This window comes from Haloarcula marismortui ATCC 43049 (assembly GCF_000011085.1).
Classification (GTDB): Archaea; Halobacteriota; Halobacteria; order Halobacteriales; family Haloarculaceae; genus Haloarcula; species Haloarcula marismortui.
This window is the reverse complement of sequence record NC_006396.1, coordinates 2,799,821-2,820,180: the sequence shown is the minus strand read 5'-3', so window position 1 is coordinate 2,820,180 and position 20,360 is coordinate 2,799,821. Positions and strand designations below refer to the sequence as shown.

General features: G+C 64.4%; 21 protein-coding genes. 8 read left to right on the top strand and 13 right to left on the bottom strand.

What is annotated here, in order from left to right; genetic code table 11:
* Positions 1-80: 80 nt before the first annotated feature.
* Together pepF and truA are read right to left on the bottom strand one after the other, a co-directional pair.
* Positions 81-1,871 carry an oligoendopeptidase F gene (pepF, locus tag RR_RS18165; RefSeq protein WP_011224662.1) on the bottom strand — a complete coding sequence of 597 codons (1,791 nt, stop codon included), beginning with the start codon at positions 1,869-1,871 and terminating at the stop codon, positions 81-83.
* A gap of 45 nt (positions 1,872-1,916) precedes the next feature.
* A complete protein-coding gene (truA, locus tag RR_RS18160) occupies positions 1,917-2,744 on the bottom strand; it encodes a tRNA pseudouridine(38-40) synthase TruA (RefSeq protein ID WP_011224661.1) in 828 nt (275 codons plus the stop codon).
* Positions 2,745-2,839: 95 nt separating this feature from the next.
* Here truA and RR_RS18155 point away from each other — a divergent pair, with 95 nt between their 5' ends.
* Both RR_RS18155 and RR_RS18150 read left to right on the top strand, forming a co-directional pair.
* A complete protein-coding gene (locus RR_RS18155) occupies positions 2,840-3,346 on the top strand; it encodes a GNAT family N-acetyltransferase (RefSeq protein ID WP_007189203.1) in 507 nt (168 codons plus the stop codon).
* 48 nt (positions 3,347-3,394) lie between these two features.
* The gene (locus tag RR_RS18150; RefSeq protein WP_007189204.1) at positions 3,395-3,664 is read left to right on the top strand and encodes a hypothetical protein; all 270 of its coding nucleotides are present in this window, start codon (positions 3,395-3,397) and stop codon (positions 3,662-3,664) included.
* A 63-nt stretch (positions 3,665-3,727) separates the two neighbouring features.
* Here RR_RS18150 and RR_RS18145 read toward each other — a convergent pair whose 3' ends face one another.
* Together RR_RS18145 and hisS are read right to left on the bottom strand one after the other, a co-directional pair.
* A complete protein-coding gene (locus RR_RS18145; RefSeq protein WP_007189205.1) occupies positions 3,728-4,150 on the bottom strand; it encodes an SHOCT domain-containing protein in 423 nt (140 codons plus the stop codon).
* 61 nt (positions 4,151-4,211) lie between these two features.
* Positions 4,212-5,519, bottom strand: a complete 1,308-nt coding sequence (gene hisS / locus RR_RS18140) for a histidine--tRNA ligase (RefSeq protein WP_011224659.1) — start codon at positions 5,517-5,519, stop codon at positions 4,212-4,214.
* A gap of 255 nt (positions 5,520-5,774) precedes the next feature.
* Between hisS and RR_RS18135 the strand changes: the two genes are divergently transcribed.
* The gene (locus RR_RS18135) at positions 5,775-6,440 is read left to right on the top strand and encodes an RAD55 family ATPase (RefSeq protein WP_011224658.1); all 666 of its coding nucleotides are present in this window, start codon (positions 5,775-5,777) and stop codon (positions 6,438-6,440) included.
* Positions 6,441-6,476: 36 nt separating this feature from the next.
* Here RR_RS18135 and RR_RS18130 read toward each other — a convergent pair whose 3' ends face one another.
* From RR_RS18130 to RR_RS18115, 4 genes are all read right to left on the bottom strand, one after another.
* On the bottom strand, positions 6,477-7,094 hold the full coding sequence (locus RR_RS18130; RefSeq protein ID WP_011224657.1) for an alpha hydrolase: 618 nt from the start codon (positions 7,092-7,094) through the stop codon (positions 6,477-6,479).
* Positions 7,095-7,439, bottom strand: a complete 345-nt coding sequence (locus tag RR_RS18125) for a DNA-binding protein (protein WP_004518409.1) — start codon at positions 7,437-7,439, stop codon at positions 7,095-7,097.
* An 85-nt stretch (positions 7,440-7,524) separates the two neighbouring features.
* On the bottom strand, positions 7,525-7,986 hold the full coding sequence (locus RR_RS18120; protein ID WP_004964492.1) for a 30S ribosomal protein S19e: 462 nt from the start codon (positions 7,984-7,986) through the stop codon (positions 7,525-7,527).
* 115 nt (positions 7,987-8,101) lie between these two features.
* On the bottom strand, positions 8,102-9,136 hold the full coding sequence (locus RR_RS18115) for a lysylphosphatidylglycerol synthase transmembrane domain-containing protein (RefSeq protein ID WP_011224656.1): 1,035 nt from the start codon (positions 9,134-9,136) through the stop codon (positions 8,102-8,104).
* Positions 9,137-9,232: 96 nt separating this feature from the next.
* On the opposite strand from RR_RS18115, the gene thiL reads away from it, so the two are divergent.
* Positions 9,233-10,099 (top strand): thiamine-phosphate kinase, encoded by an 867-nt coding sequence (thiL, locus tag RR_RS18110; protein WP_011224655.1) that lies wholly within the window; start codon positions 9,233-9,235, stop codon positions 10,097-10,099.
* A gap of 28 nt (positions 10,100-10,127) precedes the next feature.
* Here the strand turns inward: thiL and RR_RS18105 are convergent, their stop codons facing one another.
* Both RR_RS18105 and RR_RS18100 read right to left on the bottom strand, forming a co-directional pair.
* On the bottom strand, positions 10,128-11,375 hold the full coding sequence (locus RR_RS18105) for a site-2 protease family protein (RefSeq protein ID WP_011224654.1): 1,248 nt from the start codon (positions 11,373-11,375) through the stop codon (positions 10,128-10,130).
* 95 nt (positions 11,376-11,470) lie between these two features.
* Positions 11,471-11,719 (bottom strand): DUF7123 family protein, encoded by a 249-nt coding sequence (locus RR_RS18100; RefSeq protein ID WP_004518404.1) that lies wholly within the window; start codon positions 11,717-11,719, stop codon positions 11,471-11,473.
* A 419-nt stretch (positions 11,720-12,138) separates the two neighbouring features.
* Between RR_RS18100 and pyrH the strand changes: the two genes are divergently transcribed.
* The gene (pyrH, locus tag RR_RS18095; protein ID WP_011224653.1) at positions 12,139-12,825 is read left to right on the top strand and encodes a UMP kinase; all 687 of its coding nucleotides are present in this window, start codon (positions 12,139-12,141) and stop codon (positions 12,823-12,825) included.
* Positions 12,826-14,463 carry a lysine--tRNA ligase gene (gene lysS, locus RR_RS18090; RefSeq protein WP_011224652.1) on the top strand — a complete coding sequence of 546 codons (1,638 nt, stop codon included), beginning with the start codon at positions 12,826-12,828 and terminating at the stop codon, positions 14,461-14,463.
* A gap of 50 nt (positions 14,464-14,513) precedes the next feature.
* Here lysS and RR_RS22580 read toward each other — a convergent pair whose 3' ends face one another.
* A complete protein-coding gene (locus RR_RS22580; protein ID WP_007189212.1) occupies positions 14,514-14,690 on the bottom strand; it encodes a hypothetical protein in 177 nt (58 codons plus the stop codon).
* A gap of 61 nt (positions 14,691-14,751) precedes the next feature.
* On the bottom strand, positions 14,752-15,648 hold the full coding sequence (locus tag RR_RS18085; RefSeq protein WP_011224650.1) for a universal stress protein: 897 nt from the start codon (positions 15,646-15,648) through the stop codon (positions 14,752-14,754).
* A gap of 103 nt (positions 15,649-15,751) precedes the next feature.
* On the opposite strand from RR_RS18085, the gene RR_RS18080 reads away from it, so the two are divergent.
* Positions 15,752-17,518, top strand: a complete 1,767-nt coding sequence (locus RR_RS18080; RefSeq protein WP_004964503.1) for a site-2 protease family protein — start codon at positions 15,752-15,754, stop codon at positions 17,516-17,518.
* 134 nt (positions 17,519-17,652) lie between these two features.
* Positions 17,653-19,392 (top strand): arginine--tRNA ligase, encoded by a 1,740-nt coding sequence (gene argS / locus RR_RS18075; protein ID WP_011224649.1) that lies wholly within the window; start codon positions 17,653-17,655, stop codon positions 19,390-19,392.
* A gap of 64 nt (positions 19,393-19,456) precedes the next feature.
* On the opposite strand, the gene RR_RS18070 is transcribed toward argS, so the two are convergent.
* Positions 19,457-20,248, bottom strand: a complete 792-nt coding sequence (locus RR_RS18070; RefSeq protein WP_007189215.1) for an alpha/beta fold hydrolase — start codon at positions 20,246-20,248, stop codon at positions 19,457-19,459.
* Positions 20,249-20,360: the final 112 nt, after the last annotated feature.

Here is a 20,360-nt window from a genome sequence, read left to right as displayed (position 1 = left end):
CGTGTCGAGACGGGGCTGTACCGTTCAGTTAGACCGGTGGCTCGACTAGCCGGGCAGGCACCGAATAGCTACTGACCGCCCTACAGCAGCTCGGCGAACTCATCGAGGTAGTCGCTGTACGTCGAGAGCGCGGACTCGACCGGGTCCGGACTGGCCATGTCGACGCCGGCGTCGCGCAGCAGTTCCAGCGGGTACTGCCGCGACCCGCTCCGGAGGAAGTCGATATACCGCTGGGCAGCGGGCTCGCCGTCATCGAGGATGCCGTCGACAAGCGCGACGGCCGCCGAGATGCCGGTCGCGTACTGGTAGACGTAGAACGCCCGGTAGAAGTGCGGGATGCGCATCCACTCGCGGGCGATGCGGTCGTCGAGCACCGCCGGCTCGTAGTAGTCGCCTTTCAGGTCCCGATAGAGGTCGTCCAGGCGGTCGGGGGTCAGCGGCTCGCCGGCCTCGGACATCTCGTGGGTGCGGTGCTCGAACTCGGCGAACATCGTCTGGCGGTACAGCGTCGACCGGAACCGCTCGAGGTACTCGTTGAGGATATGTCGGCGCAGGCGTTCGTCCTCGACGGTATCCAGCAGGTGGTGGGTCAGCAACGTCTCGTTGACGGTGCTCGCGACCTCGGCGACGAATATCTCGTAGCCGGAGTAGACGTAGGGCTGTTCCTCGCTGGTGTACTCCGAGTGCATCGAGTGGCCGAGTTCGTGGGCCAGCGTGTACATCGACTCCACGTCGTCCTGGTAGTTCATCAGGATGAACGGCTGGGAGTCGTAGGTCCCGCCGGAGTACGCGCCGGACTGCTTGTGCTCGGTCTCATAGACGTCGACCCACCGCGAGTCTAGCCCGTCGGCGAGCCGAGACTGGTAGTCATCGCCCAGTGGTGCGACAGCTTCGGTGACGTACTCACAGGCCTGTTCGTACTCGATTTCCGGCGATTCCTCCTGAACGAGTGGGGTGTAAAGGTCCCACATTCGGAGTTCGTCGGCCCCGATTGACTGGCGTTTGAGGTCGGCGTGGCGGTGGAGCGTATCGAGGTTGTCGTGGACGGTGTCGACGAGCGTGTCGTACACCTCAACAGGGACGTTCGGGCCGTCCAATGCTGCCTCGCGGGCGGTGTCATAGTCGCGGGCGTTGGCCATCTTCACATCCGTCTTGACGGCGTTCTTGTAGGCCGTGCCGACGGCGTTGCGGACGGTCTCCCACTCGTCGTAGAACGCCTCGTAGACGCGCTGGCGGAAGTCGCGGTCAGGGTGTTTCTGGAGCGTCGTGAAGTTGTTGAGCGTGATCGGCTGCTGGTCGCCATCGGGGTCCTCGACGGTCGGGAACGTCATATCGGCGTTGGCCAGCATATTGTACACCTCGCCGGGCGCGCCGGTGACCTCGCCGAGTTCGGCGAGGAGGTTCTCGACCTCGGCCGAGCGGGTGTGGTCTTTCATCCGGAGCACGTCGTCGAAGTAGTGCTCGTAGGGCTCCAGCGCCGGTTCCTCGTCGACCATCGCCTCGATGTCGTCGTAGTCCAGATCCTGCAGTTCGGGGTCGAGGAACGAGGCCGCCGAACTGGCCTCCGACGAGAGTGACTGTGAGCGGGCGGTCAGTGCCTGATACGTGTCGTCGGTCGTGTCCTCGTCCCGTCGCATTCGGGCGTAGGCGGCGACGTTCGAGACGGTCCGCATCAGGTCCTCGTAGGTCTCCAGTGTCTCTAGCAGAGTCGCAGCGTCCTCGGTGGCCCGTCCCTCGTAGGCGGACAGGTCCTCGATCAGTTCCTCCGCCTCCTCGTAGGCGGCCTCCCAGTCTTCGTCGGTGGCGTAGAGGGAGTCGAGGTCCCACTTGTACGCCTCATCGATGTCGCTCCGTGCGGGTACCGAACTCATAGCCCGCTCTTGGGACGGGGCCGAAGTAAGCCTTCGTTTCGGGAGCTACAGCCCGTCGGTGATGTGGTCGGCGACCCGTGCAGTTGTTCTGGCGGTCGCTCGCCGGCGGGCGAAGACCGTTCGGGCGTCAACCGCGGCGTCTTCGTCCCGAGTGAAGCTCACGTTCGGGTAGCGGACGTCGGTCAGCACCAGCGGTTCGGGCGGGGCCGGTGGAACCCCGTCGGGGCCGCTAACGGGTTCCGGCGAGAGGATGCGGTCGACCTTCGAGAGCGGGGCCGAGCCGTCCGCGACGGCCGCCGCGAGCGAGACGAGTCGGCGAACCAGCTGGCGGCAGAACCCGCCGGCCGTAAGCTGGACGACGAGGAACTGACCGTCCCGGGTCCAGTCGATGGCGACGGTCCGCTCAGTACCGGTCTCGTCCGTGGTAAGATTGTGGAAGTCGTGTGTCCCGGCGAGCGCGTCGACAGCGTCGGCCCACCGCCCGTCGTCGACCGGTTCGTGTTCGGGTCGGTCCGCATCCGCCGGCGCGTACAGGTAGTAGGTGTAGGTGCGCTCGGCGGCGTCGTGGGTTGCGTGGAAGTCCTCGGGAACATCGGCGCTGGCCCACACGCGAACGTCGTTTGGGAGTTCGCCGTTGAACGCCGCCGGTGAGAGCCACGCTGGCGCGTCGAAGGCGACGGTCTGTGTCCGCGCAGAGACGCCGGCATCAGTCCGGCCGGCGGCCGCGTACCGGTCAGGCAGCCCCTCGCCACGCTCACAGACACCGAGGCGGACGAGCGCTGAACGCAGTCGGCCCTCGACGGTGTCGACGTCGGGCTGGCGCTGGAACCCGTGATACGGTTGGCCGTCGTAGGCCACGCGATAGGCGCGCATACCGATTTGTCGACTGCGAACCACTTGTCTCACCCGAATCTCAGTCGCTGGGAAGGATAGACGAACTTAGGCGTCCTGAGGACAAAGACGGGGGTATGTCCAACGCCGCCGCGGCGGATCACGACTTCCCTCGCCCGCCCGAAACGTTCACCGACCACGACGGGCGGACGGTGACAATCGAGGCCTATGACGGCGACATCGACCCACTGGTGGAGATGTATGCTGACTTCGGGACCGACTCCCGGTCACAGGGCGTCCCACCCCGGACCGAAGCGGACATCCGCGACTGGCTCCCGAATCTTGTCGAGGACGGCCTGAACGTCGTTGTCTGGCACGAGGATCAAGCCGTCGGCCACTCCGTCCTCGTCCCATACCAGGACACGTCGGAGCTGGCAATTTTCGTCCACCCGGACTACCAGCACGCCGGCATCGGTTCACAGCTCATCCGCGTCCTGCTTGGCTACGGGCAGGAGAATGGACTCGACCGCGTCTGGCTTTCGGTCTCGAACACGAACCACGTCGCCCGGGCACTGTACGAGTCAGTCGGCTTCGAGACCATCGCCAAAGAGCGCGTCGAAATGGAGATGCAGCGGGCGCTCTGAGCGGACGGCTCCACACAGCGATAAATAGCGGCTACACAAAAACTGTGTATGGACCTCGCCTCACACCCGGAGACACTGATTTGTGCGGAGTGTGGCTCGACAATCGAGGACGCGGGCTACTTGCCGGCGACAGAGCGGGACGAAACGTACCACCCGCTGGTCGACGCGGCGGTCTGTGACGCCTGTGGCTTCAACGACCTCGGAATGACCGGCTGTGCGCCCGAACTCGACGACGTGGTCGATCCGGGCCCGGACGATGCGCTTCTGTACGTTCGCCTGACCGACAGTGATCTCGAGGTCGTTAGCTCGAAGGAGTGAGGCCGCAAGTGCCTCGGCTGCACACGCACCCGCGGTACGGTCAGAGGGCGATGACTCGCCAGTTCACTCGGTTTCGAGGCTGACTTCCCTGTCGGCCTCACCGGTCGTGTTCTCTGCCTCGCTGGTCGCTGAGAGCGATTCGGTCTCCAGCAGGCGGTCCAGCCGCCGCTCGAACTCGCTGTCTGTCAGTTCACCGCGGGCGTAGCGCTCTCGGAGGTGATCGACCGGGTCCACCGTCGGTTCCGTTGCGTTGGGTGCATCGGTTTCATCCTGGGCTGTCTCGTCTTCCGGGGACTCGATCATCGGTAGTTTCGAACCCAGAAGGGCGACGAGCGGGGCCAGAATGAACCAGCCGAGGATGATCGACACCGGTGCAATCGACCCGCCAAGGCCGGCCGCACCTGCGAGCATAGCAAGGCCCGTCGACAGTATCGCGATGGTCGCGACGAGCTTCCACCTCGGGAGAGCGATGGAGGGGAGTGTCATGTCGACCACTCAACACGCTGGTCGCAAAAAGCTGCTGTCGTGGGCCGGCCGCTCAGCCGTGTTACTCCGCGAAGTCCTCGAACGTCGGCCGGTCGTAGTCGCCGGGGAACGCCGAGAGCGGGACGCTGACCTGCTCGCCGTCGTCCATCTCCTTGAGCGTCACTTCGTCGTTTTCCAGGTCCTGCTCGCCGACGATGACGACCGTCTCGGCGTTGATGCCGTCTGCGTACCCCATCTGCGCGCCAAAGGAGCGGTCGGCAACGTCGCTCTCGACGACGTGGCCCCGCTCGCGCAGGTCGCGAGCGATGCGGGCCGCGGTCGGACGCGTGTCGCCGACCTGCAGGACGTAGTAGTCCGTCGACAGTTCCTCGGCGGGCCAGACGCCGGCGCGCTGACAGAGGAGTTGGAGCGTGGCGTGGCCGGGCGCGAACCCGACGGCCGGCGTCGGCTGGCCGCCGAAGCCTTCGATGAGGTCGTCGTAGCGGCCGCCGCCGAACACCGAGCGGGACACCTCGCCCGTCGAGTCGAAGCACTCGAAGACGACGCCGGTGTAGTAGTCCAGCCCGCGCGCGGTCGTCAGCGAGACGGTGAGGTGCTCGCGGACGCCGAAGTCCTCGGCTGCGTCGAGCACTGCCTGAAGATTGTCGGTCGCCGTACGGACATCCTCGGACCCGGTGAGGTCCCCGAGCGTTTCGATTTCCTCGGCGTCGATCTGCAGCATCTCGTCGAACGTGTCGGCCTGTCCATAGCTGAGTCCCGCTTCGGCGAGCGCGTCAAGGTACTCGTCGTGGTCGACCTTCGCCCGCTTGTCGACCGCGCGAATGGCCTCGGGCACGTCCACGTCCGCCTCGAACGACTCGAGTACGCCCGAGAGGATATCTCGGTGCGAGACGCGGATTTCGAAGTCCTCGCCCGTCAGCCCGAGGTCAGTGAGCATATCCACGGCAACGGCCAGAATCTCGGCGTCGGCCGTCGGCTCCGCCGACCCGAAGATGTCGACGTTGGTCTGGTAGAACTCCCGGAACCGCCCTTGCTGGGGCTCCTCGTAGCGCCAGAACGGCCGCGTCGATACCCACTTGATCGGCTTCGAGAGTTCCTGTTGCTTGGCGACAAACATCCGCGCAACGGTCGGCGTTAGCTCCGGCGTGAGTGCGACCTTCCGCCCGCCCTTGTCCTCGAAGCTGTACAGTTCCTCGACGATCTCCTCGCCGCTCTTGTCGACGTACATCTCGGTCGGCTCCAGCGCTGGGGTGCCGATCTCTCGGAAGCCATAGCGCTGTGCGACGTCTTCAAGCGTATCCATGGCCCACCGCCGGGCCTGCATCTCCTTGGGGTAGAAATCGCGAAAGCCCTTGACGGAGTCGTACATACCGGCGTCTACAGCAAGGGCGCGCTTGAACCTGTTCGTTCACGCTGACCAGACCCACGAACCATGGGCCGGTACCGCCCGGTAGAGAGTGGCTAAACTGTCTGTCACGACTGTCTCTGCCAATGGACTGTGAGGACGGGCGGGCATGGCTAGCAGACGCTGGCGGTAAGCGAGCTAGAGGCTGACTATGCGGTGAATGGCCCGTATTAGAGAACGGACAACAAAGAGACGCTCCACCGAGTGTGGCTGTATGGGATGGGCAGTGAATCGGTGGGGACATCGCGGGGTGAGACAGTGACACAACGATTCGAGACGGGGATTCGAGCGCTAGACCGGAAGCTCAACGGCGGCATTCCGACTGGAAGCCTCGTCACACTGCTTGCCGAACCGGCGAGCCAGGCGGAGCTGTTCCTCTCCGAGTTCGTCGCCCGGCAGGAAACGGTGTATCTCTCCGGCGAGCAGGCACCCACGACGGTCACGTCGGCGCTGCGGTCACAGCGAGGGTCTTACGACGATCTCGCAGTCAGCCAACTGGACCGGGAGGCCCCGGTCAGCGATGCGCTCGCCCACGTCGAGGGACTCACCGAAGGGTCGCTCCTCGTCGTCGACCCGGTCGAACCGCTCGAACGCGCGGACACGGGAGAGTTTCGGGCCTTCCTCGAAACGCTGCAGGCCAGACTCACACAGACAGACAGCGCCGCGGTCCTGTACGCGCTCAAACACGACAGTACGCCGTCGCAACGACACCGAACGGAGTACACGAGCGACGTCGTGCTCGACCTCGAAACGAAGCGACGCGACGACGCCATCGAAAACAGGCTCTTTATCCCGAAGTTCCGCGGGGGCCGCGCGCTCACTGAACCGATATGCCTCGACCTCACTGACCGCATCAGCGTGGACACCACCCGGGATATTGCTTAGTTTGACGGGCACACCGCAGACTCGAACCGCCAGCGGCTATCGCAGGCCCTGGACGCGGGACTGCGTGTGCTCGGGGAACACGTCAGCCACGGCACCCTCGCCGTAGCGCTTCCGCAGGAGTGCGCGGAGTTCGACCTCGTAGTCGGCCTTCGGAATCTCGGCGCTAGGGCCGCTCTCGACGACGAGGCGGTCGGCGGCCATCGCGTCGATAGCACCGCGACCGATGCCCGCAAGCGGCGCGAGGTAGTCCACGTCGAAACGGTCCTCGATGCTCTGGGCGAGCGGGCGGTCCACCGTCGGCACCCGGTCGTCGCGGCGGGTGCCGTCAGCCACGGCGTCGAGTGTACCGAGACCGTCGGCATCGGCGACCCAGTCGGCGCGGGCGACGGTTTCGACGGCGTGCTCGTGGACCCGCTGGATGCCATTTCGCGGGTAGCCGTCATCGAACATCTGCTTGACGGCGTCGTGGGCCACGTCCGGGTCCAGATCGACCGTCACGTGATCGAAGCCGACGGCTGTTGCGCTCTCCTGTGCAGGGTCGGTGTCACGGACGCCGAAAGAGCCGCTGACGAGCGTCACGTCATAAAAGGGGTCAAGCAAAAGCGCCGCCAGCGTCGAGTCTTTTCCGCCGCTGTACAACAGAGCACAGTGCATCTACCGGCGCTTGATATCGAAGCTCTTGGAGTCGGGCGTCAGCTCCGAGAGGAGTTCTTTCATCTGGTCCTCGTCGATCTGGCCCTGCACGCGACCGCTACGTGCCAGCGCGACGACTTGCTGTTCGATCTGTTCGCCAACCTGCGGTTTCGACATCTTGACCGTGTTGAGCCGCTTGCGTGCGCCGTCAGTAAGGTTCTGTTTGAGGACGGCCTGTTTCTGGGCCTCAGCCTGTTGTTGCGCGGCCTCCTGGCCCTCGCCCTCGCCGCCCTGCTGTTCCTTGAGCTGCTCCATCTTCTTTTTTCGGAGCTCTTCAAGTTCTTCCTCGCTGGGGTCGCCACTCATAGTTGTATCAACGTACTGGAGTCGGTCGGAAAACGATTTCGGAGCAGAGGCTACGGAACGAGAAAAACAGCGAGAAAGGCGTCAGTTACGCGTAGCGTTCGAGTTCCGGACGGTCGAGTTCCGTCAGGAGGTCGCCTGCGGTGTCATCAAGGAGGCTGCGACCGTCACCCGTGACACGGCGGCCGTCGTTTTCGCTGGTCTCGACGTAGCCGGCGTCTTCGAGCTGCTGGAGCGCCGTCCGGATGATGTTGCCCGAGCCCTTGGTCTTCTGGTGGGGGCGGACGCGGTAGCGGGTCGTCCCCTGCTTCGATGTACCGTACTCGGAGCGGAGGGCGTTAACGCCGACAGGACCGTCGACGGCGACCTTTCGGAGGAGGCTGGCGGCCCGTCGCGTCCAGAAGTCCTCCTGCTCAGGTGGGAGTTCGCGGTCGACACCGGTCTTGGTGAACTCGGCCCAGTCCGGCGCTTCGATGTCGTCTTCGTCTGCGAGCGTCTCCGTGAGTGCCTCGATGAGTTCCTCGGGGGGAACGTCGTAGAGTGTAGCCATTGCAGATTTCTTTCCGTCGCCGTCATTTAAACGCGTCGTTCGCAGTCGGCGGGCGTGAACCGTTCACTCGCCCACAGGGCAGCAATGCTCCCACTCCCATCAGGAGTCGCGAGGGTCACTCCCCTGGCGACGCGGCCCGGTCGACACCGAGTGCAGCGGCGACACCGCCGCCGATAACAGTCGGCAGCAGGTAGCTCCCAACGCGGTGGATCAGCACCGCAGAGGTGGCGAGGGCGGCCGAAACCGGGGCTGTCGAGACCAGCAGCGTCACGAGCACCGTCTCAATAGCCCCGGACCCGCCGGGAAGCGGTACGACGCTGGCGATGCTCCCGACAGGGACGACAAGCAGGACGACCTCGACCGGGACTGGTGCCCCAACGGCGTACAGCGACGTCCACAGCGACGCCGACAGGCAGACCCAGCCAAACGCTGAGAGCCCAAAGGTCTGGAGGACCGTCCGCCGGTCGGTCGCGATGCGCTCGATGGCGGAAAAGAACCCCTCGATTCGTGCCTCGATGTTTTCTGCGGACGGCGGTGACCATCGGGGCACGACGTTCGACAGCGCGGTCAGAGCCGGTGAGACACCGCGAATGACCAGCGCCTGAACCCGGTCTCGGTGTCGCCAGCCAAGGACAGCAGCAGTGGGGATGCCGACCGCGAGCACCGCGACAGCACCGGCGGCAAACGCCAGGTTCCGGGTCAACTGGACCGCACCGGCTGCGACGAAGGTGAAGCCGACGATGGCGTACCCGACTGACGGCAGGAAATGGACCGTGTCGACGGTGGCGATGGCCGCCAGCCCGGTCTCGTACTCGGTGTCGGCGGCCGTCGAAATGAGCAACGCACTCACTGGCTCGCCACCGGCTTGCCCGAAGGGCGTGACGTTGTTCGAGAACACGGCGGCGACGAACACGAGGACGGCGGTGTGTGGCGCCACTGGCGCGCCAAGCGCCTGAAGAACCGTCCACAGCGCTAGCCCCCACGAGACGAGCCACAGTATGGCGATGCCTGCGACGGCGAGAAGCGCCTCTGGGTCCGCCGTCGCAAGCGCATCCAGCGTCTCGCCGATGCCGACAAGCCACACCAGCCCCGAGAGGACGGCGAGCGCTGCCGCGAACCCGACGACCGTCGCCACCCGGTTCCCATCCATGTGGATGGGATTGGCAGTCTCCGATTTCAACCCACCGACCCTGTCTCGCCGGCGGATATCCACGGGGGTTTTGCCCCGGGAACCCGACGACGGGGTATGGACGAGCGGGCCGCACTCGCTGACCTCGCCGACCGACTTCCCGACGCAGGCGACGACTGCGCCGTCGTGGACGGGCAAGTCATCACGACCGATATGCTCCACGAGCGGACGGACTTCCCGGCGGGGACGAGCCGCTACACGGCGGGCTGGCGGGCCGTCGCCGCCTCGCTGTCGGACGTTGCGGCGATGGGGGCCGAGGCAACGGCGGCGGTGGCCGCGTACGGCGCGCCGTCGTTCGACGCGGACGAACTCGCGGCGTTCGTCGACGGCGCACAGGACGTGTGTCACGCGGTCGGCGCGGAGTACGTCGGCGGCGACCTGGATAGCCACGACGAGTTCACCGTCGCGTCGACGGCCATCGGCTCCGCAGCTGAGCCGGTTCGTCGCTCGGGCGCTTCGCCCGGCGACGCGGTCTGTGTCACCGGAACGCTCGGCCGGTCAGCCGCCGCCCTCAAACTGTTCGACCGTGGCGACACCGACCGGGCGAACGAGCTATTCCAGTTCGAGCCTCGCGTCCGTGCGGGCGTCGCGCTCCGACCGCACGCGACAGCGATGATGGATTCGAGCGACGGGCTGGCCCGCTCGCTGCACCAGCTGGCCGAGGCCAGCGGCTGTGGCTTCGCTATCGAAGCGCCACTGCCGATAGACCCGCAGGTCGACACGTTCGCAGAGACGGAGCAGGAGCGCAGAGATCTGGGTGTGTTCTTCGGTGAGGACTTCGAGCTGGTGTGTACGCTGCCTGAATCCGACGTGCTCGGAGCCAGAGAGGCCACGCCGTGCCCGCTCCACCGGATCGGAACGGTCACCGAGGACGGCGTGACGCTCAATGGCGAGCCGCTTCCGGACCAAGGGTACTCACACTGAGAACAGCCACAGCGACACCGCCTGACAGTTAGACCGCGCTGATCTCGAACGGAACCGGCGTGAAACAGGCGATTCCCAGCAGGAATGTAAACAGGCCAAGCAGCGCTCGCCGTCGGTCCAGCGCCGTATCCACGGTCGGGCGGGCCGGACCGGCGTACGCGAGCCCGGTGGCGAACAGACCCCAGAACACCCACAGGCCCCAGACGCCGAAGCCGACCGGCGGGGGGTCGCGGGTAAAGTACAGGTAGCCGGCGAGTGCGAACAACGCGCCAGGCACCGCGGCGGCGATGGTTTCCTGACGACGTCCGACGATGGACCGCACGATGTGACCGCCGTCAAGTTGCCCCACCGGAAGCAGATTCAGGAACGTGAAGAACATCCCGGCCCAGCCGGCGAACACGATGGGGTGGACTGACTCGCCGGGACCGACCTCGGTTCCGAGCCCCAGCGCGTTGACTAGGGCTTCCAGCGCTTGGAACAGAAGCGGATAGTTGAACGTGATGATGACGCCGGTGTCGCTGTTTGCCACGCGTTCCGGGACGGTAATCGGGTCTATCGAGAGGCCGATGACCGTGACGATTGTTGTCGCAACGAGGCCGGCAAGCGGGCCGGCCACGCCGATATCGAACAGCGCCGTCCGGTCGGGGATGCGTCCACGGATGTTGATGACCGCTCCCATCGTGCCGAGATACGACGGGAACGGGATGAAATACGGGAGCGTCACGTCGACGCCGTGGTAGCGGGCCGCGGCGTAGTGACCCAGTTCGTGGATACCGAGCACACCGAGCATCGCGACCATGAACGGCCAAGCTTCGAACACGCGAAGTGGGTTCTTAGCGACCGGGATATAGTACCAGGCGCTCGCCCCGACATAGAGGGTCGACGCGATAGTCGCGAGCAACAGCCCGATGTTGAGCCACGGAACGCCGCCGGTGTCCGTACCGACAGGCTCCGCCACCAGTGCGTACTGGCCCGGCCGCGTGTTCACCGCGCCACCGGGAGCAATCGAGTCATTGGCGCCCGGGTCGTCGACAACGGTAGTCTCACCGTTGCTCGTCACAGTAGTCCCAGTAGCCGATTCGGGACCAAGTTCTTCGAGCCGAACGTCGTAGCCCCGCTGTCGGAACACCGGCCTGAGTTGCTCAGCGACGGCATCCGGTGGCACTAGTGGGTTGCCGAGATACTGGACAGTTCCGTCCGTCCGCCGCACTGACGAGACGGAGAACACGCCGGCCAATCGGTCAGGCGACGGCGGGTCCGCGGCGGAGCCACTCATCAACTGCTCGTAAACGATGCGGGCACAAATACTCCGCGAACGATCGCACAGCTAGCAGGTACTCCGTGCAAAAACTGTACTCGGGGACCAGTCGCCTACGCCGGCTCAATACGCCAGGTGGTCGCGCTCGTGTACGACCACTTTTCGACATTAATCTCGGACGCGCTGTCCTTGAGCTTGACCATCAGGGCACCGATCTCTTTGGGGGAGAGACCGACTTCATCAGCGATGAACTTGCTCTTGAAATACATCTCGCCGTCACTGGCCTTCTCTGCGAGGAACGACTTCAGTCGCTCTTCTTTGGAGGGCTCTTCCTCGCCGGAGGGCGTTGCGGTAGCGCTCATCTTTGTCACCTCACTTTCTCGTAACCCCGCCGAGAGTATATAAAGGAAGGAACCTTCAGGTCACTTCGGTCACTTTCAGGACAAATCGAGCTAAAACGCATTTTTTATAACCATTTCAGATTTCTTTAGACGTTTTACAAAGCCTTCTTAGTCAGTGGATTGGCACTAGTTCCGTGGTGCTTTGAACGGTCTGTGAAAGAGAGATATCACCCTCTGGGAAGGGCGATAAACGGCATATTTCGCCGGTAGAGTGTCAGACCGTCAGACGTGCGTCAGCACGTCGGGCACACGTCATACAGACATTCCCACCGGTACGCGACCGACAGCAGTCACTGTGGGCACCAGAAAGGGCGGACTAGAGAGACAGCAGTCAGTGGCCTTGACAACCCTTAAGAGTGCATCGCGGTTACGGCGGGCTAATGAAAGTCGTCGTCTCCATTGGCGGAAGCGTACTGGCCCCGGACCTCGACGCGGACCGGGTCGCCGACTACGCCGACGCCATTCAGTCACTCGATGCACAGGGACATACACTCGGGACCGTTGTCGGCGGTGGCCCGACAGCACGTGATTACATCGGCAGCGCTCGGGATCTGGGCGCGAACGAGATCGAACTCGACCAGCTCGGCATCGCCGTCACGCGGCTGAACGGCCGGCTGCTCATCGCCGCCCTGGACGACCGCGCGGCACCGACGCCAGCCGAGAGCTACGACGAAGGTCGAGAAGCCATCCGACGCGGCGATATCCCCGTTCTCGGTGGCATCGTCGCCGCACAGACCACCGACGCCGTGGCGGCCGCCTTCGCGGAGTACGTCGGCGCTGACCTGCTCGTGTACGCAACATCGGTTCCCGGCGTCTACAACGCCGACCCGAACGAGGACGACGACGCGACGCGGTTCGACGAACTCGGCGCGGACGAACTCGTCGACGTGATCGCCGACATCGAGATGGACGCCGGCAGCAGCGCACCGGTCGACCTGCTAGCCGCGAAAATCATCCAGCGGTCCGGCATCCGGACGATGGTGCTCGACGGCACTGATCCCGAACGTGTCGTGCGCGCAGTCGAAGACGGCGAGTTCGACGGGTCCGAAATCCTTCCGGAGGCATAGATGGCGGAAGACCCCTACGAGGTCGGCCGCGGCGTTTCCCGGGCGTTCTGGGCCGACTCCGTCGCCGACGCCATCGAGGCACGAGACCCCGACGAACCAATCGTCATCAAGGGCGGCGTCTCGCCATCCGGCGTCCCCCACATCGGCCACTTCAACGAGATTATGCGGGGCTACTACGTCGCCGAGGCCCTGCGGGACCGCGGTCACGAGGTCCGACAGGTGTTCACTGCCGACGACAAAGACCGGCTCCGGGCGGTCCCCCGCCAGCTCGCCGACCTCGACTGGAACGTCGTCGGCCTCGGGGAAGTCGACGCCGGCGCACTCGGGCGGAACCTCGGGAAGCCGTACACGGATATTCCGGACCCATTCGGCTGCTGTGATTCCTACGGCGCCCACTTCACGGCGCTCCTGCAGAAAAGCGCCGAGCTGGTCGGCGTCGACGTGGAGTTCGTCTCGAACACCGAGCTGTACGCCGACGGCGAGTTCGAAGCAGTCACGCGCCGGGTGCTCGAACGCGCCGACCGGGCCCGTGACGTGCTCGCGGAGTATCAGAACAAGGTCGACGACGACTACGTCCCGTTCCTGCCCCAGTGTGCCGAGTGTGGGAAGATTACTGAGGGCGTCACCGCGGTCGACCTCGACGCCGGCGAAGTCGAATACGTCTGTGAAGACGTCGAGGCCGGCGACCAGACCATTGATGGCTGTGGCCACGAAGGCACGGCGACGCTCCGGGACGGAAAGCTCCCGTGGCGGTTCGAGTGGCCCGCTCAGTGGGAGATCCTGGGCGTCGACTTCGAGCCCTTCGGCAAGGACCACGCCGAGGGCTCCTGGCCATCAGGTGAGGATGTCGCTGAGAACGTGCTGGACATCCAGCCGCCGGTCCCGATGGTGTACGAGTGGTTCACCCTCGACGGCGAACCGCTCTCCTCTTCCTCCGGCAACGTCATCACCGTCGACGAAGTGCTGGACATCCTCGAACCGGAGGTATTCAAGTACTTCTTTGTGAAGGACCCGCGGAAACAGCGGGACTTCTCCGTCGAGAATATCGACCAGCTCGTCGACGAGTTCGACCGGTTCGAACGGCGATATTTCGAAGAAATCGAGGCCAGCGAGGACGACGCCGAACTTGCGGAGCGAGCCTATCCGATGGTCGTGGACGACCCACGCGAACAGCGGATACGGATTCCCTACACATTTGCGGCCGTGCTCGGGATGACCGACGACCCGGCGCTCCGGGAGCAGATCGCCCGGAAAGAAGGCCATATCCCGGACGATGCGCCGGAGTGGGCCGTCGAGCAGGCGCTTGCCCGCGTCGAGCGAGCCCAAGAGTGGGCCAGCCTGACGAACAACGAATTCAACTACGAACTCAAGCGCGCCGAGATACCCGAGGTCTCATTCGACGACGCAACGGCGGCCGCACTGGATGAACTGGCCGATTTCATCGCCGAAGGCCACGACGGCGAGGCAATCCAGTCGGAAATCTACGAGACGGCAAAGCGAAACGACATCGACATCAGCGAGTTCTTCTCGGCCGGCTACCGGCTGCTGTTCGACGACACCGAAGGCCCACAGCTCGGGACGTTCATCGCGAAACTTGACCGGGAGTTCGTCGTGGAGCGTTTCCGTCGCAACGAGTAATCCGGGTAGGAGGGGCCTACCCGTCCGTAACACCCTGTTGAAGGGTGTCTTCAGGGTGACTGTTCCTGCGTGTCGACCCGCTCGAACATCGGTCCGAGCTGCTCGTCGTAGCAGTCCTGACAGACGTACGCGTCGATGACGCCCGTCTCGCTGTGCGTGTGAATCATCGCGTGGACGGTAGCGTCAAAAGGGACCGTCTCGCCACAGATACCGCAGGTTTCTGGCATTGTCCGGCACCTCATTGTACTACGTTTCCACACTACATAGAACGGGTGGTTCGTCCACCCCTCAGTTCGAACGGGGCGTCACCAGCACAGGGACATCGACGGTTCGGAGCAGTTGCGACGTAACGCTACCGAGCAACTGGCGTTTCAGGTTCGAACGGCCGTGTGACGCCATCACGACGAAGTCAATGTCATTGTCGGAGACGTACTCTTGGATGCCGGCGGCAACGCCGTCAAGCGAGGTCGTCTGTTCCACGGCAGTTTCAACCGAGATGTCCGGGGCCGCCGTCCGAAGTTCGTCGGCGGTTGTTGCGACGGCGTCGCGTCCATTCGCCTCCAGTCGTTCGATGAACGTCTCGTTCAACCCGCCAGCGTTGAACGCTCCGCCAGCGGCCTGGATATCAACGACATTGAGCACGTGTACTAGCGCGTCGTATCTGTCTGCTACCGCCGCGGCGTGTCGTGTCGCCGTGTCAGCGTTCTCGCTCCCATCGGTTGTAACGAGTAGCCGCGAGTAATCGAATTCGTCCCTGTCAGCCTGCTTCTCCGCCGAAACGACGAACACGGGCACGGCAGTTCGGTGCAAGACCTGCTCGGTGACGCCGCCGAGTAGTCGCTTCCCGAGGCCGGTCATCCCCTGTCGGCCAAGGACAATGAGTCCTGCGTCAGTTTCACGAGCGTACTCGTCTATCCGCGCACTTGGTTTCCCTTCTAGCAGTTCCGTCGTGACGGACTGACCAATGTCGGCGGCGAGTGACTCGATCTCCGCGAGGACCGACTCGCCGTGTTCCCGGAGACGGGCGCTCTCGGGGTCTGTTCGCGTGAGTGCGAGCGCGCGCTGCTCGACGACATAGACCGCTTCAGCCGTTGCGTCGAAATCCTTTGCCAGTGCGAGGCCACGTCGTGCGGCTGCCGTGGCTTCGTCGCTCCCATCGACGGGAACCAGAATATGGTCGTACATTGCGTTGTCGTTTGCGGCGGGGTCACTTCACCGTTGGCTGCTGTGGGCCAGCAGTGTGACCCAAACCAAACCCTCTTGCTTGGCTACGCCTATTTTCAGATAAATGGTGAGTACGCTGACGTGGGTCCTCGCGGGCCTTGTCGCCTACACCCTCCTCGCGATGGCGCTCCGGACTCGCGGCGTTGTCCCCGAGTATATTCGTTTTAGCGGCCCGATTACGACGATTCACACACAGAAGGGCAAAGCTGTGCTCGACTGGCTCGCACGGCCAAAGCGGTTCTGGCGGGCCTGGGGGAACCTCGGCGTCGGGTTCGGCCTCGTCGTGATGGTCGGCTCGTTCCTCCTCGTTGCGCTCGGAGCCTATCAGGCGCTCGTCAACCCACAGCCCTCCGCACTGAACGAACCGCGGAACGCACTGGCAATTCCCGGCGTCAATGACTTCCTCCCGCTGTCGGTCGCCCCGGAAATCGTGCTCGGATTGTTGCTCGGCCTCGTCGTCCACGAGGGCGGCCACGGACTCTTCTGTCGCGTCGAAGACATCGATATCGAGTCAATGGGGCTTGCCCTGCTGGCGATTATTCCGATTGGGGCGTTCGTCGAACCCGACGAAGATGAACTCCTCCGCACCGACCGTGGCTCCCAGACCCGGATGTACACGGCCGGCGTGACGAACAACTTCGCACTCGCTATCATCACGCTCCTGTTGCTGTTTGGACCGGTCGCTGGCGCTGTCGCCGTCGTTGACGGCGTACCGGTCGGGAGCCCCATCAACGGAACCCCCGCCGCCGATGCGGGTATCGAGTCGGGTGATGTCATCACGGCGGTCAACGGCCAGTCGGTCGAGAACCAGCAGGCACTCGAATCAGTGCTCGCCGAAAGCGACGCACAGACTGTCGAAGTGGCGCGCAAGGATGCCGACACCGTCACCGTCGAACGGTCCGTCGTCGTCTCTGCGGCCCTTCAGAGCGCGTCACTTGGAACTGGGGAGACGATTGTCTCTGTCAACGGGACCGCAGTAGCAACCCGCAGTGAATTCGAACAGGCGGCCCAAGACCACCCCGTAGCGACGCTCGAAACCGAGTCTGGGGAGACAGTCACGACCCCGCTCGGCGCGTACGTGCTGGTCGCTGAAGACGGCCCGCTCGCCGGAGAGGGGGCACCGAGCGGCGAGAGCATGATTATCACCGCGGTCAACGGGGAACGAACACACAGCGGGGCGGCACTGATACAGACGCTTGAAGGCGGTGAACCCGGTGACGAGGTGACCGTCACCGGCTACGCCGACGGCTCCCGCGAGACCTACGAAGTGACGATGGCCGAAAGCGAGCAGGTCGACAACGGCATCATCGGCGTTAGCATCCAGCAGGGTATCAGTGGCATTCAGGTCAGTGACTTCGGTATCGACGCTTACCCCGCGGCCGCGTTCCTCGAATTCATCGGCGGCTCGCCGGACGCACCAACGTCGGTCTCCGAGTTCTCGTTCGCCCAGCGGATTTTCAGCACGCTCTTGCTCCCGTTCATCGGCGTCGCCGGCGGCTTCGGCTATAACTTCGCCGGCTTCACCGGCATTGCGACGAACTTCTACACTGTCCAGGGCCCGCTCGGGGCGCTCGGAACGACGCCGGTGTTCCTGCTTGCGAACGTCCTCTTCTGGACCGGCTGGATCAACCTCGTCATCGGCCAGTTCAACCTCATTCCGACGTTCCCACTCGACGGCGGCCACATTCTTCGGGCGTCAACCGAATCGTTCGTTTCGCGGCTGCCCGTCTCGGACGGGCGACGGGTGACGACGGCCGTCTCGATCGCGATTACGGTATCGATGATCAGCGGCCTCCTGTTGATGGTGTTTGGTCCGCGGCTCCTGACCTGAGACGGACTGCTGTCCCAGTTTCTCCCGACACTCGCCTGAATAGCGGCGGTTGTTGTGGCTGTGGAGTCGGCCGGACCGTCTGTGGCGGTCGGGGTTTCGTTACCCATTTACTCTCCGCCGCGAAATCCGGGCGTATGTTCCTGCAGCTCCGTGCGGAGGTCGAGGACGCCCTCGCCGACGCACTCACAACCCTCGACCTGCCGGCCGAGGACCTCGGTATCGAGGAGCCACCGGAGGATGTCGACGCCGTGCTAGCGTCGAGCGTCGCCTTCCGGCTGGCCGGCGAGGTCGGTACCGCGCCGCCGAACGTCGCCAGCGACATCGCCGACGCGATTGCCGCCGACGACCTCACCTACGTTAGCGACGTGACGACACAGGGGCCGTACGTCAATTTCCTCCCGAGCGAAGCATACTTCGCCGAGACCCTGCAGTCAGTCACAGAGAGCGGGTTTGGCCGGCTTCCCGACCGCGACACCAGCGTTGTCGTCGAGCATACGTCCGCGAACCCGACTGGCCCAGTCCACGTCGGGCGGGCACGCAACCCTATCATCGGCGATGCCGTTGCTCGCGTGCTTGATTACGCCGGCTACGACGTCGACCGCCACTACTACGTCAACGACGCGGGCCGACAGATTGCGGTGTTCACCTGGGCGTACGAGACCTTTGACGAGGATGACCTGCCCGAACCTGAGCGGGAGTCCCCGGAGTACGAGATGGTCCGGTACTACCGCAAGGGCAACACCATCCTCGAAGATGGCGACCCCGACGAAGTCGAGGCGGCGGAGGCCGAGGTCCAGTCGATTTTGCAGGGCCTCGAAGACGGCGACGAAGAGACGTACGAACGCGTCGCCGAGGTGGTCGACACCGTTCTTGGCGGGATGCAGAACACGCTCGGTCGCCTCCCGGCGGAGTTTGACGAGTTCGTCAAGGAGACGAAGTTCATGCGCAACGGCGACACGGACGACCTGGTCGACCGCCTGAAGGGGCTCGACTGCGCCGTCTACGAGGAGGATGCCTGGCAGCTGGACCTGCCCGATTTCGAGAAGAATCTCGTGTTCCTGCGCTCCGATGGGACCTCGCTGTACACGACTCGGGACCTAGCTCACCACGAGTGGAAGTTCGACACCTACGACCGTGCCGTCACAGTGCTGGGCGAGGACCACAAGCTACAGGCCGACCAGCTCGCAGCAGCCCTCGAGCTGCTCGACAACGACACCGACCAGCTCCGGCAGGTGTTTTACTCCTGGGTGAACCTCCCGGAAGGCGGGATGAGCACGCGTGAGGGGACCGGCATCGACCTCGACGACCTGCTGGATGAAGCGATCGACCGCGCACGGGAGGAGGTCGAGTCCCGGCTGGACGACCGAACCCGGGGAGACCTTGATGAAGACGACATCGACCGCATCGCCCGTCAGGTCGGTATTGGCGCGGTACGCTACGACATCGTTTCGAAACAGCCGACCAAAGGCATCACCTTCGAGTGGGACCGCGCGCTGGACTTCGAGGCCCAGTCCGCGCCATACGTTCAGTACGTCCACGCGCGTTGCTGTGGCATCCTGGGCGACGTGGAAACCGACATCCCTGACGAACCCGACCTTGACCCGCTGTCGGAACCGGAGGAGCGCGACCTGCTCCGCGAACTGGCCCGGTTCCCCGCCGTCATCGAGGCGGCCGCGGACGACCTGACGCCCCACACCGTCGCCACCTACACCCGCGACCTCGCCGAGACGTTCAACGCCTTCTACCGGGAGTGCCCGGTCCTCGATGCCGACCCAGAGACCCGCGCTGCGCGGCTGGCGCTCGTCGACGGGACCCGAACGACGATTGCGAACGCGCTGGACGCACTGGGCGTCGAAGCACCGACCTCGATGTAGGCGCGGCAGTTTCGGGTATCCGGTGTGACAAGCGACGAGTAGAGAACCGGTCCGGCTGACCGGGCTACGTTTTGCGGAACGCGTCGACTTCTGCTGCGATTAGTTCAGGTGCCTCGGCGGGGCCGCTGTGACTGACTCCATCGAACTCGACGAATCGACTCTGTGGCAGTGCGTCGTGAACGTCCCGTGCACTCTGTCGAAGGAAGTCCGGCCCGTCGGTGCCGGACAGAACGAGAGTGGGTACGTCAACGTCGAGGCAGTCTGGGAGCCGGTACTGTTCGACGGACCGATTCATCCGGACGACCTCCTCGGCGAGGGCCACACAGTCGGGCCAGACAGGCCACTCCGCAAGCCAGGCGTCGAGGTCCTCGATACCGTCTGGGTGAAGGACCTGTTCGATGTAGCGTTTCACCGCTTCCTCTCGCTTTCCATCCTGTACGAGCGATGCCATTCGGTCAGCGAGGTCAGCGTCGGCCCGGTACTCGGCGGGAAGTACCGCCGGTTCGTACGCGATAACTGCCTCGACCGACGTACCCGCCGCGGCCTCGATAGCGGTGAGTGCGCCGTACGAGTGGCCGAACAGGATTGGGTCGCCATCGACAGCGTCGACAAGCGCCTGAACATACCTGACCTCGCGGTCCAGCACCTCGTCAGCGCTCGTCTCTGCGGGGGAGTCGAGACAGGTGCCGAACCCCGGTCGCTGGGGGACGACAGCGCCGTATCCCTCAGAGGCCGATATGACCGGTCGCCAGTACTCTCGGGGAGCCATCCCGCCGTGCAGGAGGAGCAGGGGCTGGCCGTCACCGTAGCGCTCGAACTCGACTTCGATCGCGTCTGCAGACTGTGTCGGCTGCATACAACTGTACGGTCGAGCGCAGTCGGGCTAAGCCGTTCTCTCAGTGGTTGGGCCGTTTAAAAGGGGAGGATGTCAGCAGGGGCAGACGCGCTGTTCCGACAGGGGCTTCAGC

What these genes read in the sequence shown, in the direction of transcription:
- pepF (WP_011224662.1), bottom strand. Translation starts at nt 1,871, where the DNA reads ATGAGTTCGGTACCCGCACGGAGCGACATCGATGAGGCGTACAAGTGG.
- truA (WP_011224661.1), bottom strand. Translation starts at nt 2,744, where the DNA reads ATGCGCGCCTATCGCGTGGCCTACGACGGCCAACCGTATCACGGGTTC.
- RR_RS18155 (WP_007189203.1), top strand. Translation starts at nt 2,840, where the DNA reads ATGTCCAACGCCGCCGCGGCGGATCACGACTTCCCTCGCCCGCCCGAA.
- RR_RS18150 (WP_007189204.1), top strand. Translation starts at nt 3,395, where the DNA reads ATGGACCTCGCCTCACACCCGGAGACACTGATTTGTGCGGAGTGTGGC.
- RR_RS18145 (WP_007189205.1), bottom strand. Translation starts at nt 4,150, where the DNA reads ATGACACTCCCCTCCATCGCTCTCCCGAGGTGGAAGCTCGTCGCGACC.
- hisS (WP_011224659.1), bottom strand. Translation starts at nt 5,519, where the DNA reads ATGTACGACTCCGTCAAGGGCTTTCGCGATTTCTACCCCAAGGAGATG.
- RR_RS18135 (WP_011224658.1), top strand. Translation starts at nt 5,775, where the DNA reads ATGGGCAGTGAATCGGTGGGGACATCGCGGGGTGAGACAGTGACACAA.
- RR_RS18130 (WP_011224657.1), bottom strand. Translation starts at nt 7,094, where the DNA reads ATGCACTGTGCTCTGTTGTACAGCGGCGGAAAAGACTCGACGCTGGCG.
- RR_RS18125 (WP_004518409.1), bottom strand. Translation starts at nt 7,439, where the DNA reads ATGAGTGGCGACCCCAGCGAGGAAGAACTTGAAGAGCTCCGAAAAAAG.
- RR_RS18120 (WP_004964492.1), bottom strand. Translation starts at nt 7,986, where the DNA reads ATGGCTACACTCTACGACGTTCCCCCCGAGGAACTCATCGAGGCACTC.
- RR_RS18115 (WP_011224656.1), bottom strand. Translation starts at nt 9,136, where the DNA reads ATGGATGGGAACCGGGTGGCGACGGTCGTCGGGTTCGCGGCAGCGCTC.
- thiL (WP_011224655.1), top strand. Translation starts at nt 9,233, where the DNA reads ATGGACGAGCGGGCCGCACTCGCTGACCTCGCCGACCGACTTCCCGAC.
- RR_RS18105 (WP_011224654.1), bottom strand. Translation starts at nt 11,375, where the DNA reads ATGAGTGGCTCCGCCGCGGACCCGCCGTCGCCTGACCGATTGGCCGGC.
- RR_RS18100 (WP_004518404.1), bottom strand. Translation starts at nt 11,719, where the DNA reads ATGAGCGCTACCGCAACGCCCTCCGGCGAGGAAGAGCCCTCCAAAGAA.
- pyrH (WP_011224653.1), top strand. Translation starts at nt 12,139, where the DNA reads ATGAAAGTCGTCGTCTCCATTGGCGGAAGCGTACTGGCCCCGGACCTC.
- lysS (WP_011224652.1), top strand. Translation starts at nt 12,826, where the DNA reads ATGGCGGAAGACCCCTACGAGGTCGGCCGCGGCGTTTCCCGGGCGTTC.
- RR_RS22580 (WP_007189212.1), bottom strand. Translation starts at nt 14,690, where the DNA reads ATGCCAGAAACCTGCGGTATCTGTGGCGAGACGGTCCCTTTTGACGCT.
- RR_RS18085 (WP_011224650.1), bottom strand. Translation starts at nt 15,648, where the DNA reads ATGTACGACCATATTCTGGTTCCCGTCGATGGGAGCGACGAAGCCACG.
- RR_RS18080 (WP_004964503.1), top strand. Translation starts at nt 15,752, where the DNA reads ATGGTGAGTACGCTGACGTGGGTCCTCGCGGGCCTTGTCGCCTACACC.
- argS (WP_011224649.1), top strand. Translation starts at nt 17,653, where the DNA reads ATGTTCCTGCAGCTCCGTGCGGAGGTCGAGGACGCCCTCGCCGACGCA.
- RR_RS18070 (WP_007189215.1), bottom strand. Translation starts at nt 20,248, where the DNA reads ATGCAGCCGACACAGTCTGCAGACGCGATCGAAGTCGAGTTCGAGCGC.